This window comes from Sellimonas catena (assembly GCF_027924685.1).
GTDB classification, from domain to species: Bacteria; Bacillota; Clostridia; order Lachnospirales; family Lachnospiraceae; genus Sellimonas; species Sellimonas catena.
On sequence record NZ_BSBO01000021.1, the window covers coordinates 1 to 12,507 of the forward strand.

Annotated in this window: 12 protein-coding genes, 7 tRNA genes and 1 rRNA gene; 17 read left to right on the plus strand and 3 right to left on the minus strand. The window is 47.8% G+C overall.

All coding sequences use genetic code 11. The features are described 5' to 3' along the window. The 8 genes from Selli1_RS10410 to Selli1_RS10445 all read left to right on the plus strand — a co-directional run. Positions 1–96, plus strand: a 23S ribosomal RNA gene (locus Selli1_RS10410); the annotation flags it as partial. Between the two features lie 82 nt (positions 97–178). Then, positions 179–251 (plus strand) — tRNA-Asn (locus tag Selli1_RS10415). A 22-nt stretch (positions 252–273) separates the two neighbouring features. Then, positions 274–345: transfer RNA gene (locus tag Selli1_RS10420), tRNA-Glu, on the plus strand. Between the two features lie 30 nt (positions 346–375). Next, positions 376–448 (plus strand) — tRNA-Thr (locus tag Selli1_RS10425). Positions 449–477: 29 nt separating this feature from the next. After that, positions 478–551: transfer RNA gene (locus Selli1_RS10430), tRNA-Ile, on the plus strand. Between the two features lie 22 nt (positions 552–573). Further along, a tRNA-Asp gene (locus Selli1_RS10435) sits at positions 574–647 on the plus strand. Between the two features lie 29 nt (positions 648–676). Next, a tRNA-Val gene (locus tag Selli1_RS10440) sits at positions 677–749 on the plus strand. 209 nt (positions 750–958) lie between these two features. Further along, positions 959–1,044: transfer RNA gene (locus Selli1_RS10445), tRNA-Leu, on the plus strand. Between the two features lie 45 nt (positions 1,045–1,089). On the opposite strand, the gene Selli1_RS10450 is transcribed toward Selli1_RS10445, so the two are convergent. From Selli1_RS10450 to Selli1_RS10460, 3 genes are all read right to left on the minus strand, one after another. Continuing rightward, on the minus strand, positions 1,090–2,598 hold the full coding sequence (locus tag Selli1_RS10450) for a tyrosine-type recombinase/integrase (protein WP_281845055.1): 1,509 nt from the start codon (positions 2,596–2,598) through the stop codon (positions 1,090–1,092). Positions 2,599–2,695: 97 nt separating this feature from the next. Continuing rightward, on the minus strand, positions 2,696–2,890 hold the full coding sequence (locus Selli1_RS10455; RefSeq protein WP_330677554.1) for a helix-turn-helix domain-containing protein: 195 nt from the start codon (positions 2,888–2,890) through the stop codon (positions 2,696–2,698). 305 nt (positions 2,891–3,195) lie between these two features. Further along, positions 3,196–3,513, minus strand: coding sequence for a helix-turn-helix domain-containing protein (locus Selli1_RS10460; protein ID WP_015573094.1), 318 nt, complete (start codon positions 3,511–3,513; stop codon positions 3,196–3,198). 197 nt (positions 3,514–3,710) lie between these two features. Between Selli1_RS10460 and Selli1_RS10465 the strand changes: the two genes are divergently transcribed. The 9 genes from Selli1_RS10465 to Selli1_RS10505 all read left to right on the plus strand — a co-directional run bounded on the left by Selli1_RS10465 (position 3,711) and on the right by Selli1_RS10505 (position 12,483). Then, a complete protein-coding gene (locus Selli1_RS10465; protein WP_106789382.1) occupies positions 3,711–3,917 on the plus strand; it encodes a 2-ketoisovalerate ferredoxin oxidoreductase in 207 nt (68 codons plus the stop codon). Positions 3,918–4,347: 430 nt separating this feature from the next. Continuing rightward, a complete protein-coding gene (locus Selli1_RS10470) occupies positions 4,348–5,487 on the plus strand; it encodes a transposase (RefSeq protein WP_281872947.1) in 1,140 nt (379 codons plus the stop codon). 10 nt (positions 5,488–5,497) lie between these two features. Continuing rightward, positions 5,498–6,541 (plus strand): YqaJ viral recombinase family nuclease, encoded by a 1,044-nt coding sequence (locus tag Selli1_RS10475; RefSeq protein ID WP_281872948.1) that lies wholly within the window; start codon positions 5,498–5,500, stop codon positions 6,539–6,541. Further along, on the plus strand, positions 6,541–6,957 hold the full coding sequence (locus Selli1_RS10480) for a DUF7768 domain-containing protein (protein WP_087416647.1): 417 nt from the start codon (positions 6,541–6,543) through the stop codon (positions 6,955–6,957). The genes Selli1_RS10475 and Selli1_RS10480 overlap by 1 nt, the downstream gene beginning before the upstream one ends. After that, the gene (gene recD2, locus Selli1_RS10485; protein ID WP_281872949.1) at positions 6,920–9,154 is read left to right on the plus strand and encodes an SF1B family DNA helicase RecD2; all 2,235 of its coding nucleotides are present in this window, start codon (positions 6,920–6,922) and stop codon (positions 9,152–9,154) included. The genes Selli1_RS10480 and recD2 overlap by 38 nt, the downstream gene beginning before the upstream one ends. Before the next feature lie 82 nt (positions 9,155–9,236). Next, positions 9,237–10,175: a hypothetical protein gene (locus Selli1_RS10490; RefSeq protein ID WP_281872950.1), complete on the plus strand. Its 939-nt coding sequence runs from the start codon at positions 9,237–9,239 to the stop codon at positions 10,173–10,175. A 60-nt stretch (positions 10,176–10,235) separates the two neighbouring features. Next, entirely contained in the window at positions 10,236–11,450 is a 1,215-nt protein-coding gene (locus Selli1_RS10495) for a CHC2 zinc finger domain-containing protein (protein ID WP_281872951.1), read from the plus strand. Next, positions 11,447–12,220: a class B sortase gene (gene srtB / locus Selli1_RS10500; RefSeq protein WP_087416650.1), complete on the plus strand. Its 774-nt coding sequence runs from the start codon at positions 11,447–11,449 to the stop codon at positions 12,218–12,220. Before Selli1_RS10495 ends, srtB begins: the two co-directional genes overlap by 4 nt. Continuing rightward, positions 12,217–12,483 (plus strand): hypothetical protein, encoded by a 267-nt coding sequence (locus Selli1_RS10505; protein WP_281872952.1) that lies wholly within the window; start codon positions 12,217–12,219, stop codon positions 12,481–12,483. The genes srtB and Selli1_RS10505 overlap by 4 nt, the downstream gene beginning before the upstream one ends. Positions 12,484–12,507 lie beyond the last annotated feature (24 nt).

The following is a 12,507-nucleotide window of genomic DNA, read 5'->3' on the forward strand; positions in this document are numbered from 1 at the left end:
TAAGACCCCTTGAAGACGACGAGGTAGATAGGGCAGAGGTGGAAGTGTGGTAACACATGGAGCTGACTGTTACTAATAGGTCGAGGGCATAACCAAGGAATGGTGGATAGGAAAAAGCAGGATGACAAAGAAGTGGACTTATATGTGGTTTTGAAGGTACATGAAGTATCTTGAATATTCCTCCTTAGCTCAGTCGGTAGAGCATGCGGCTGTTAACCGCAGTGTCGTTGGTTCAAGTCCAACAGGGGGAGTTTTCCTTTATAAGGAAAGAATGGCTCCGTGGTCAAGCGGTTAAGACATCGCCCTTTCACGGCGGTAACACGGGTTCGATTCCCGTCGGAGTCATTTAAGTTAATTGTAACTTAAGAATAAAACGCCAACGTGGCTCAATTGGCAGAGCAGCTGATTTGTAATCAGCAGGTTATCGGTTCGAGTCCGATCGTTGGCTTGTTCCTTTAAAGGGGACACTAAAATTGTGGACCTTTAGCTCAGCTGGTTAGAGCAATCGGCTCATAACCGATCGGTCCCGGGTTCGAGTCCCTGAAGGTCCACTTTAATAAAGGTAAACAATATGGCCCGGTGGCTCAGTTGGTTAGAGCGCCGCCCTGTCACGGCGGAGGTCGTGGGTTCGAGTCCCATCCGGGTCGCTTTTTAATTTAAATATTGTTATTTATTTGGGGTCTTAGCTCAGCTGGGAGAGCATCTGCCTTACAAGCAGAGGGTCATAGGTTCGAGCCCTATAGGCCCCATTCACACGTCTGTGTGAAATATGCCACAGTGGCGGAACTGGCAGACGCACAGGACTTAAAATCCAGTGGATGGATTGTTAAGCTGTGGCGGATTTTCCTTGAAAAATCAAGGAATTTAAAACTTCATATTTTGCAAATGTGTTTGCATCCCTCCAAAACATCCCTCCATTTTTTGAGGTGGTTTTCATGGATTAGATGTACACATATTTGCCGGTGTGGCGGAATTGGCAGACGCAAAGGACTTAAAATCCTTCGGAGAGTAATTTCCGTGCCGGTTCGAGTCCGGCCACCGGCATTAAGTAAAAGAGACTAAGACATCCTGTTTTAGTCTTTTTTCTTTTTAGTGAGCTTCAATGCCCGGTAAAATATTTGTCGGCAAGGTTTCGGACATTGCATTTGCCGTCTTGATTTTCTTGTTGTAATCAAAATGCGTATAAATATTCGCTGTAGTAGAAATTGTGCTATGCCCTAACCATTTTTGAATAGCCTTTAGGTCTTCGCCAGCAGAATACAGCAATGAAGCACAACTATGACGTAGATCATGAAACCGAATTTTACGCAGACCATTCTTTTTTAAAATAAGCTGGAAATGATCTGACACGTATCCTGGTTTCAAAAGCTCGCCAGTCTCATTCTTATTGACGTAATCCAGATATTCTTTGCAGTAGGAATCACCACATACATATTGCTCATAATGCTGTTTCTGATAAACATATTTCAAGGCTTGCTCAAATTGAGGAACCAGTGGCAGTGTACGAGTGCTTGACTTCGATTTTGTTCTATCTTTCATTACACGCTGGCAATGTCCGTCAATGTAAACATCTGTGACTACATGGTTCACAGTAATCGTTTTGTTTACCAGATCAATGCTGGACCACCGGACGCCTAATGCTTCACTACGACGCATACCGTAAAATGCCGCCAAGAAGATGCATATTTCCAGCGGATCACCATGTGCAGCTTTAAATAACTGCATCATTTCTTCCACCGAGTAATATTTTGCCTCGTAAGTATTTTCTTCCGGTCTGCTTACCCGATTAGCAGGATTATCCTTCAGCAGTTTCAGTTGGACTGCATACTCAAGGCTGCTGTGGATATTAGCATGGCGTCTGATGACGGTATTTGGCTTTACATGCCGTTTTTCCAGCTCATAGGTATAATATTCCTGAATGTACTCCGGATTGTCTGAAAGCTCATTTAACGTGTAGCCTTTCTCACGGAAATATGGCTCAATTCTTTTTACTACATTAGTGCGGTATCCGGCATAGGTTGTATCCTGCACCTGGTACTTGACAACTGTCAGCCATTTCAAAATAAAATCTGCAAACAGGATTTCTCCCTTCCCAGTCTCCGGATTAATCGAAGTTAATGGGTTTTGCTCGATCCAACCGCAGTTGACTGCATGGCTGAAAGCCATCAGTAAAATATGGTGGCTGGTAGAAATAAGCTGCCGGGTACTTGCCATTTGCGGATTATCTGCTTTTCTGAGAAATAAAAAGTATTGTTCCAAATCCTGTACGGAAAGTTGCTCAATAGTGAGGACCTGCTCTTTAAAATACGGTACGATCCACTGAGCAATGTGCAGCTTGTACTGGGAAAATTCAATCGCCTCAAGTGGAGCAAATTTCAGCCATTGAGAAATATATATATGGACATATGTATCCTTGTTCCATATCGGCGGTATAAATTCTTTCCTTGTCTGCTCCAGAAGCGCTTCCGCTTTTGTTTTATTTCCTTTTATCGGAAGCCCGGTGCTGATAGACTTGCTGCATCGCTTATTATTTGTGTCCTTGTAACATAATATCATCTGGTAAATGCCATTCTGTTTTCGAAGATGACCTGCTACCATTAATCAAACCTCCTTTACAGGGTAACAGTCAACTTTCACATATTGGCATTGATATTATACCACTCTGGCACAAAATTGGCAGTACCTGTTGCAGAATTCACGGGTTGCTGTTTTTCTGGTCAAGAATTTCCAGATATGTAAGAATGTAATATTTCGGTATCTTATAAATCCTGCCGATCATAAAATGTTTGATTTTATTCTCTTTCAAAAGTTTATAGGCAGTCTTCGTGCTGATACCTAACATTTCACTCATTTGTTCTACAGTAACGACATCCGGATAGTTTTTAAACACGGATGCGTATGTCTCAGATTTTTTCGTATTGATACCTCCCTGATGATCATTATTTAATGTTTCTCTTCCAGAAGCCAGTTCCTGCGCCTTCTCAAGCCGCGTCTTCGGCGTTGCTATGCAATCTTAAAGCCTGCAGGCACGCATCATGCTGCACTATCTGCAGGCACCCGTATCCCTCTTCCGGGAGTGTATGAAATTTTCAAGGTACTTTATGGACTTTGCCATTTGTAAGGAAAATAGCGGAGAAAATGCAGAATGTGTAAAAAAATAGAAAAAAAGCTGTCCGTGTGGACAGCCTCTGAAAATTATTTATGTCTGGCAGCGAGCCGATGTAGTATACTGATTACAGCGATCATATCCTCATCGTCGAGCTGCTTTAATAAGTCAGCCGCTTTTTCGTATAGAGGAAGATTGTGAAGAGCTGTATCGAAGAACTGGCAGGGAGTTACTTCCAGATATTCGCAGATTTCCAGGAAGTTCTCCATGGTAGGCAGGGAGCGCCCGGAAGAAATGGACTGGATGTAACTTTTGTTTTTGCCGAGATCCAGGCTCATCTGATATTCGGATACATTCTTTTTTATCCGCAGTTCGGTAATCCTGTCACCGATAAATTTTTTCTCCATGTCATCCACCTCTCTTCCTACATCTTCCTTCGATTTTAAACTATTTACTTCCGGCAAATTACGGAATAAAATAGAGTTATTCACTATATAAATGCTTATATTACGGAATATAACCAGAATTTACTGCTATATACCTGATTGCAAAAAAATGTGATAGAAGCGCTGTTTTAGGGTATGATGTTAATGAGGTGTTTTTAATGAAAATCATAGGTACGCAGGAAGAATTGAAATGGGTCCGCAGGGCGCTGGCAAACAACTGTGAGGGATGTATCTTTGAAGAACGATGTAATCAAAATGCCAGTGAGGAACTGAAGAAGCATGGAAAAACTCTGACAAGCTGTGAGGAATTTATGGCAAGACAGATCACGTTTGTCAGCGAGGAGGAAACAAAAACCACAAAATAGGATATTTATACCGTTATTGCATACCATATATAGTATAAAACAAATTGACAGCACCTATATCCTGTGCTACTATACTGATATAGTTCTTTTTTATGCGTTCCCCGGCGGGGGATCATGTTTTGGGATTTTGAGAAATCCCGTACATGAAGAGGAAAAGCAGGAGCTTTTCCCGGCATAAGTTGTTTATGTTTGTAGTGAAGTGTCACCGTATGCCTGAAATGGCTGTGTGGCACTTTTTTTGTTTTATCGGTGAAGAACCAGATTGGAAAAGGATGAATGGAGAAAACAAGAGGTTTCTCTGCTCATCCTTTTTTGTTGCCGTTTATCCGGAAGAAAATGTTTCTGCCGGATTTTTGTGTATGTATGTGGCCTGCCACAATCAGCTTCGGCTGTTTATGGATAATTATTTTAAAGAAAGGTGGAAGAAACAATGAATGAAACAATGGTTTACGCAGATGGTTTTGAAAAGACATTTGCCACGGCAGAGGAGATGCTTGATTTTCTTTCAAGAAGAGGGAAAGCCTCAGAGTGGATCCGCAAGCCCATCCGGGCCCTCCGGCTGGTGCCGCTTGAAAAAGAGGCGGACAATCTGGATAACGGAGACGCAGAGATGGAGGAAATCCTGAAGGATACGGAAAAGCACACCCGGCTTGTACTGAAGGTACGAGGCGAGGCATATCCGGTCCGGAACTGTGCAATCCAGACAATCTTAGGACGTGCCGGTATCGGCGGGGACGGCCTGCGAAAGCTGGATCTGGCAACTTATGCAAAGGTTGTGAATTGCTGCCTGAAAGCAGCGAAAGGGGAATGCCTCATCAAGATTGCGGATGGAAAAGTCTCTGCAGTCCACGGGGGAGACGCCCATGATTACAGCGTACTGGACATGAAAGCAATCTTTGAGATGACCAGCGAATATCTGCACACGAATTTCAAGGGAAGCGCTTATCTGGAAGGCTCCGGAACCTATGACCATTCCGTCATGAGTGCCATGTGGACGCTTTCCGGGAACCAGGAGCTTCTGGACACCTACAGGGATGCGCTGGACCGGTACGGAGTAAGCAGAAAGAATATTACACCGGCGCTGCGCCTGACCACTTCTGATGTCGCAGCCAGCGGTGTCAATCTGTATCCTATGCTGCTGACAGACGGGAACAACCATACGCTCAGTCTGGGAAGCCCGATCACTCTGGCGCACAGGAACCACAGCACGATCCTGGATTACCGCAACAATTTGAAAGAAGTATATGCAAGATACAAGGATGCCACAGAGCGTCTGGCAGCGCTTCTGGAAATTGAGATCCATAACCCGGTGAACTGCTTAAGGTTACTGATGAAAAAGCTGAAGATCAAGGCGGCGATCCGTAATGAAGTGGTGGAGATGTATGTGGCACAGAACGGGGAACAGGCCTGCACGGCCCATGACCTTTACTATGCCATGAACGAGGCACCCTTCTATGCCGCCTGCCAGGGATTTACCGGCAGCCAGCTTTTGCGGATGGAGGAAAACCTGACCAGGGCCCTTGCCATGGACTGGAAGGAATTTGATGTATATGGCGCCGTTAAGTGTTAAGGAGGAGCTTATGAAACAGACGTTACAAATGGATTATGAACCGGAACAGGTCGTGGATATCAGTACCCTCTCCAGAGAGCAATGGCTCGCATTCCGCCGTTTGGGTATCGGAGGCAGTGATGTGGCCGCTATCATGGGAATCTCGCCTTTTGTTACCAGCCGTGATCTTTACTATGACAAGATCGGCGTTACCCCGGTGATTGAGGAACTTGAAGCCAACTGGGTTGCCAAGGAATTTGGACACAGACTGGAGGATCTGGTAGCGGAGATTTTCTCTAAGAAAACCGGCCTGGAGGTGTTTCCCGTGCGGATCATGTTCCGGCATCCGCTTTACCCGTTTATGCTTGCCGATATTGATTTCTTTGTGCGTATGCCGGATGGCAGCTTTGCCATACTGGAGTGCAAAACCTGTAATTATAACGCCAAAGAGAAGTGGGATGACGGGAAAATCCCGGAGCACTATGTCTATCAGGTGCGGCACTATATGTCGGTGGTGAACATCAGTCATGCATTTATTGCGTGTCTGTGGGGAAATAACGAGAACGACTTTGTATACCGTTCTCTGGAGCGTGATCTCATGGAAGAGCAGGATATCATCGAGCAGGAAGGATATTTCTGGCGTGAATTTGTAGAGAAGAAGGTGGAACCGCCGTTGGTGGGAAAACCGGATCTGGTGCTTGCCAGCATCCGCCGTTACAGCGGCTATGCTGATAAGTCGATCCCGGAAATCCCGATCACAACGCTGGATTCCAGAAGCCTGGAAAAGTATCTTGCTTTATCAGATGAAAAATCTCGTTTGGAGAAGCGCAAGAAGGAAATTGACGCAGAACAGCGTGCGATCAGTGTTCCCTTTGTGGAGCTGATGGGACAGGGATGCAAGGCCTTTCTGGAAGACGGAACCAACCGTTACAAGATTACCTTTAACCCGACACGCAGGACGATGATCGGGAAAGAAAATCTTGAAAAGCTGAAAATGCAGCATCCGGATATTTTCAAAGAGTATGCTACAGAAACAGAAAACCGGATCTTCCGGTTAAAGAAGGAGGCGGCGTGATGTTAAAAGGAAAAAGAGCGTATATCTGCTCTCCGTTGTCTGCAAAAACCCGGGAAGAACGAATGTTTAACATGGGGCTTGCGAAGGCGTATCTGGATACGGTCAGCCAGGTATTCCACTGCCGTACATATGCCTCCCATGCCTATCTGCCACTGATGCTGGATGACACCATACCAGAGGAACGGAAGCTGGCGCTTTCCATTGGGAAACAGCTTTTAGACTTCTGTGATGTGCTGATTATCTGTGGAGAGAGGATTTCTTCCGGCATGGAAGGAGAAATCCGTTATGCCCATGATACCGGGAAGGAGGTGTACTGGCTCAAAGGAGGCCGGGATCCGTTTCAGTTACGGAAGATAAAAAATTGGAAGGAGATCGAATATGCGGTGCAGATACCGGAAAACCATATTTCTGAATGAGGAGAATGGATACACCATTGCGGTGTTTACGACGAAGGATGCTTCTGTACCGCTTGCTGCCAGAGACAAATACTTACAGGGCCAGAAAGTGATCGGGTTTATCGCCATAGGCTTTGACCTGCCCCAGTCTGACCAGATCGAGATTGAGATGGAAGGACAGTGGGAAAAGTCCAGCCACGGCCTGCAGTATCAGGTGGAAAATTTCATGGAGATCGTGCCGCGCACGAAGGAGGGGATCTTAGGCTACCTCTCCTGCGGCTCTGTAAAGGGTGTAGGGGCAAAAGTTGCAGAGGCCATTTACAAAGAATTTGGCCTGAACACACTGGAAATCATGGAGGAACATCCCCAGGAGCTTCTGAAGGTAAAAGGAATTTCCAAGAAAAAGCTGAAGGGGATCGTGGAATCCTACGGAAAGAACAAGGTGTTCCGGGAACTCATGACGTTCCTGGCACCCTATAAGGTAACACCTAAAAAGGTGAACCTGATCCTCCAGCGGTTTCGCAATGAGTCCGTGGAGATTGTCCGCCACAGACCTTATCGGCTCTGTGCTGTGAAAGGGTTTGGCTTTTTAACGGTGGATGCCATTGGACGGCAGAATTGCAAGGCGCTCAATGATCCCATGCGGATTTCAGGCTGCCTCTCCCATCTCATGGAGTCTGCCATGAAGGAGGAGGGACATCTGTATCTGGAGCGCCCGGAGCTGATCCAGCGGGCATATGCCATGCTAAACCAGGATCTCCCGCATCAGGCAGTGACAGAAACAGACATCCAGCGGGTACTCTACCGGCTGGTCATGCAGGAAAGCATTGTGGTAGACGGCGAGCGGGTGTATGTGAAGAAGCAGTATGAGGAAGAAAACCAGACCGCTTCCATGATCGCCCGGCGTTTGTTGGATCAGGGCGAGGCGTATGACATCGAAAAGGAATTGGCGCAGGCCCAGACTGCCCTGGCGATTACCCTGTCAGAGAAGCAGAAACAGGCAGTGCGCATGGTGTTCCGAAACCAGATCAGCATTATTACCGGCGGGCCTGGAACCGGAAAGACCACCGTGTTAAAGATCATCCTTTATATCCATGCCATTGTCTGCCGATCACAGGTACAGCTCATGGCTCCTACGGGGCGTGCGGCACGCCGGATGGCGGAAAGCACCGGGCATGAGTACGCCTCAACGATGCACATGGCTCTGGGGCTTCTGGGTGACTTTGCCGATTATGAAGACGCAGTAGAATACCTGGAAGCCGGTTTTTTGAATCTGGATGAAGTATCCATGGTAGATATGCATTTGGGATATGAATTTTTCCGCAGGGTAAAGCCTGCCTCCCGTATCCTGCTGGTAGGCGACGTGGATCAGCTCCCGTCTGTGGGGGCCGGTGATGTGTTCCGACAGTTGATCGGCTGCGGGCTGATCCCTGTGACGGTGCTGGATCTGGTATTCCGCCAGGGAAAGACCAGCAACATCCACTTAAATGCCCGTAAAATGTTGGCAAACCGGACGGATTTTGGGTTTGGAGATGATTTCCAGTTTATCTCCTGCAATTCGGCAGATGAGACAGCAGCCATGGTACGCCAGCTTTACCAGGAAGAGGCCGCAAGGAACGGCCTGGACCATGTGCAGATTTTGACACCCTATCGGGTAAAGACGGTAAACGGCGCTAACGAGCTGAACCGGAGCCTGGAGGACCTGATCAATCCGCCAAGTCCTGGGAAAAAGGAACTGTCCGCAGGAGGACAGACCTACCGGGAAGGGGATAAGGTGCTTCAGAACAAGAATACGTTGATGGCCAGCAATGGGGACCTGGGAAGGATTACGGATTTTTATACGGATGAGGAAGGAACCGTAAAAACGGTGATCGAATTTCCGGATGGACGTGTCGTGACCTACGAGACGGAAGATCTGGAGATGATCGAACACGCCAATGCCATTACCATACACAAGTCCCAGGGATCCGAGTGCGATATTGTCATCATCCCCTGGGTGAGAGCCTTTTATATGATGCTGAAGCGGAATATCCTGTACACAGGCATTACCCGTGCAAAGAAAAAGGTGTATCTGGTGGGGCAATGGAACGCAGTCTGCCAGGCAGTCCATACGGACGATGCCGGCAGGCGCAATACAGCTCTTGGGGAGCGGATCACCCGTTACTATTATCAATACCTGAATGAGCGTGAGCCGAAACAGCTTCGGCTTGCGGTATAAAAATAATTTCCACTTATGAAGAAAGGCAGGCTATTCCTTATGTAGAGGGATATCCTGCCCTGTTTGTGAAAGGAGCAGATGTATGAACGAATTACTGTATCAGAAAAATCAGGCAGTGGCGGCTTTGAACCGGGTGGAGGGATTTGAACCTCTGGAATTTGCCCGGACGATCAAACAGGAGGATCAGGAGGACCAGCTTTATCTGGATGTGAAATACCGGAAACTCTGGTTCCGTCTGGCGAATCCTTTGGGGCGGATCTCCAGTCATATTGTCTGGTTTAATGAGAACGTGGCGCTGGCGGAGGCAAAGATCTATCTGAACTACACGGATGCACCGGAGAATTACATTGCCAATGCGTTTTCCATGAAATTCCGCTCAGAGGATCCAAAGTTTGGAGACAAGTTCCTGGAGATGGCAGAGACTGCCGCCGTGGGACGTGCGCTCTCTGATGCGGGTTATGGCGTCCAGTTTGCGGACGTAGGAGAAAGCAACGATCCGGCGCAGGTGGATGCGGGGATCCCCGTACCAATGCAGTATCCGGAAGCTGCCGCAGGTGCTCCCTCTTATGGAGGGCAGCCGGTTTCTGCCGGACAGCCGGGCTACAATAGCCAGAATCACTATGCAGGGAATACGCCTGCAGGAAATATGGTGTATCCGGGAAGTACGGCAGAATCCAGCCCCAGCCAGAGCATGATGAACCAATTTTATCATCAGGCACAGGCGCAGGGAAATATGATGGGAGCGTCTGTACAGCCGATGCGACAGCCTGCACCTGTGAAGAACACTCCTCTGGATGGAAACCTTCCTGTGGAGGAGCTGGTGAAGCGCATGACCTATGAACAGGCGAAAGCCGTGGTCATCGGTGGCAAAGGAAAATTTGGCGGAAAATCTATGGGGCAAGTGGCTGTGGAGAGCCCTTCCAGCCTGGATTATTTCGCTAACAGCTACCGGGGGCATAACAACCTGATCCCGGCGGCAGCCAGGGTGCTGTTAAACCAAGCGTTGCCGCTTGCAGGATAAAGTAATACACAATACCCGTAGTCTGTCAAAGGGCTGCGGGAGAAAGGAGGACGGGCATGGATGTATGACGGACCGGAGTTTGATTACGACATTTTAGATGTAGTCCATCTTCTGAGGCTTCATAAGCGACGGGGGAATTACTATGACTGTCCCTTCTGCGGCGATACCAAAGGGCGGTTTAACATTAATCCGGCAAAGAATGTATTCCGGTGCAACCGCTGTGATAAATCTGGCGGGATGCTAAGTCTCTATGGCGAGCTGCATAATTTGACACTTTCTGAAGCAAACCGTGAGATCCGGGAAGCTCTTAATCGGGGAGAATACCGGCAGGTGCGTCAGACAAGGGTACAGGAAGAAAAGGAAGAACCCGTGCAGTCGAACCTAGCGTCACTGGATGAACGACACCGTACCTATACGGAATTATTGGATCAGCTTCCCCTTTATAGTATACATAGGGAAAACCTGATCTCCCGTGGCCTTACAATCGAACAGATAAAAGAGCGACGCTACCGGAGTGTTCCGATGTACGGGCTGCATAAGATTGCAGAGACACTTCAGGAGAGCGGCTGCGTGCTGGAAGGCGTACCGGGATTTTACCGGGATACGGAAGAACGCTGGACGATGAATTTCAAGACGAAGAACTCCGGCTTCCTGGTTCCTGTGGAGTCCATGGACGGAAAGATCCAGGCGTGTCAGATTCGTCTGGACCATCCCAGGGATAACAACAAATATCTCTGGTTTTCCAGTGCTGGCTATCCACACGGTGTTTCCTCCGGAAGCCCGGTTCATGTGATCGGAGATCTGGATGCGGAAAACGTCTATCTGACAGAGGGCGGGCTGAAAGGCTCGATTGCTTATTATCTGTCTGGGCATACATTTATCTGCCTGGCAGGTGTGAATATGTACCGGAGCCTGCGCCCGGTGTTGGAGGAATTTCAGCGAAGAAAGATGAAATTTCTCTTTGAGGCGTTTGACATGGACAAGAAACTGAAAACCGACTGTGATAAGCATTATCATAAATGTTCGGTCTGCAGTGAAAAGGGTACGCCGGAAAACTGTCCGTATAAGGTGGAAAAGCGCCGGATCATCCAGAACGCCTGTGGAAAAGTCTATGGGATCTGCCAGGAGCTGTCCCTGCCGGTCAGCCGTATGGTCTGGGACCAGGATGCAGATGGTAACTGGAATGGAAAACTCAAAGGTATAGATGATTATTATTACGCAAAGCGGGCTGCACAGACAGCCCCTTTGCAGAAACAGAAGGGAGTGGACATATGAAAAAGGGAGAAAAGCTGCTGTTTCTGGCAGGGATCCTGCTTGCCATCGGCGCTCTTGCTTTTTCTGCGTGGAAACTGAGAGGAATCTATGGAGAATACCAGGAAGGCGAGGATACCTACGAAGAGCTTGCTTCATTTGTGGAGGAGCCGGAGGATAAGCCGGAACCAGACGGGGGCGAACCAGATGCAGAACCGGACGGATATTTGAAGATTGACTTTGAAGGACTGCAGGCTGTGAACCCGGACGTGATCGCCTGGATTGATATTCCCGGCCTATCCATCAGTTATCCGGTGGTACAGGGAACCGATAATGCTTATTATCTGCATCATCTGTTTACCGGGGAGTACAACAGCAGCGGCAGTATCTTTGCGGACTGGCATAACCAGCCGGATTTTGCGGATCCGAACACCATTGTATACGGCCACAATATGAAAAACGGCAGTATGTTTGGAACCCTCTCCCATTATCAGGATCAGGCTCTGTGGGAAACATCTCCTTACTTTTACCTGTATGTGCCGGGAAAGGTGCTGAAATATCAGATCTTCTCCTGTTATGCCGGGTATGTGGGGAGCGAGGCTTACACCTATGCGTTTCCGGAAGAGACAGACTTTCTGGATTTTCTGAGGAAGATCCGTTCCTATGCGGGATATGATACCGGTGTGGAAGTCGGGGAAACAGACCGGGTGGTGACACTATCCACCTGCGTCAGCTCCAGACGGGATTATCGGTATATTGTCCATGGGAAACTGGTAGAGGAAATAGAAAATTGAAGCAAAGAAACGTAACCGAAGGCTGCGCCGGTATGGGAAAGGAACACACTATGCCGGTCATTTTTATGGAGGAAAAGATCATGTTGGAAGCTGAATATGAGAAAGAACGGGAGAAAATTGAAGGGAAAGAAGATGACAGGAGTGAGGAGGAGTTGATACAAGCACTCCAGACAATCATTACTTCTTTGCAGGGACCGCTTAACATACACGGATATAAACGGTATGAGGAGTTACTCTGCCCCATTTTACCGGAAATTAAATGAAAAAATGCAGCGTAAAGGAGAAGA

Excerpts from the sequence above, each read along its gene's own strand:
- Selli1_RS10475 (WP_281872948.1), top strand. The coding sequence starts at position 5,498 with ATGAAACAGACGTTACAAATGGATTATGAACCGGAACAGGTCGTGGAT.
- recD2 (WP_281872949.1), top strand. The coding sequence starts at position 6,920 with ATGCGGTGCAGATACCGGAAAACCATATTTCTGAATGAGGAGAATGGA.
- Selli1_RS10480 (WP_087416647.1), top strand. The coding sequence starts at position 6,541 with ATGTTAAAAGGAAAAAGAGCGTATATCTGCTCTCCGTTGTCTGCAAAA.
- Selli1_RS10450 (WP_281845055.1), bottom strand. The coding sequence starts at position 2,598 with ATGGTAGCAGGTCATCTTCGAAAACAGAATGGCATTTACCAGATGATA.
- Selli1_RS10470 (WP_281872947.1), top strand. The coding sequence starts at position 4,348 with ATGAATGAAACAATGGTTTACGCAGATGGTTTTGAAAAGACATTTGCC.
- Selli1_RS10495 (WP_281872951.1), top strand. The coding sequence starts at position 10,236 with ATGTATGACGGACCGGAGTTTGATTACGACATTTTAGATGTAGTCCAT.
- Selli1_RS10490 (WP_281872950.1), top strand. The coding sequence starts at position 9,237 with ATGAACGAATTACTGTATCAGAAAAATCAGGCAGTGGCGGCTTTGAAC.
- Selli1_RS10460 (WP_015573094.1), bottom strand. The coding sequence starts at position 3,513 with ATGGAGAAAAAATTTATCGGTGACAGGATTACCGAACTGCGGATAAAA.
- Selli1_RS10465 (WP_106789382.1), top strand. The coding sequence starts at position 3,711 with ATGAAAATCATAGGTACGCAGGAAGAATTGAAATGGGTCCGCAGGGCG.
- srtB (WP_087416650.1), top strand. The coding sequence starts at position 11,447 with ATGAAAAAGGGAGAAAAGCTGCTGTTTCTGGCAGGGATCCTGCTTGCC.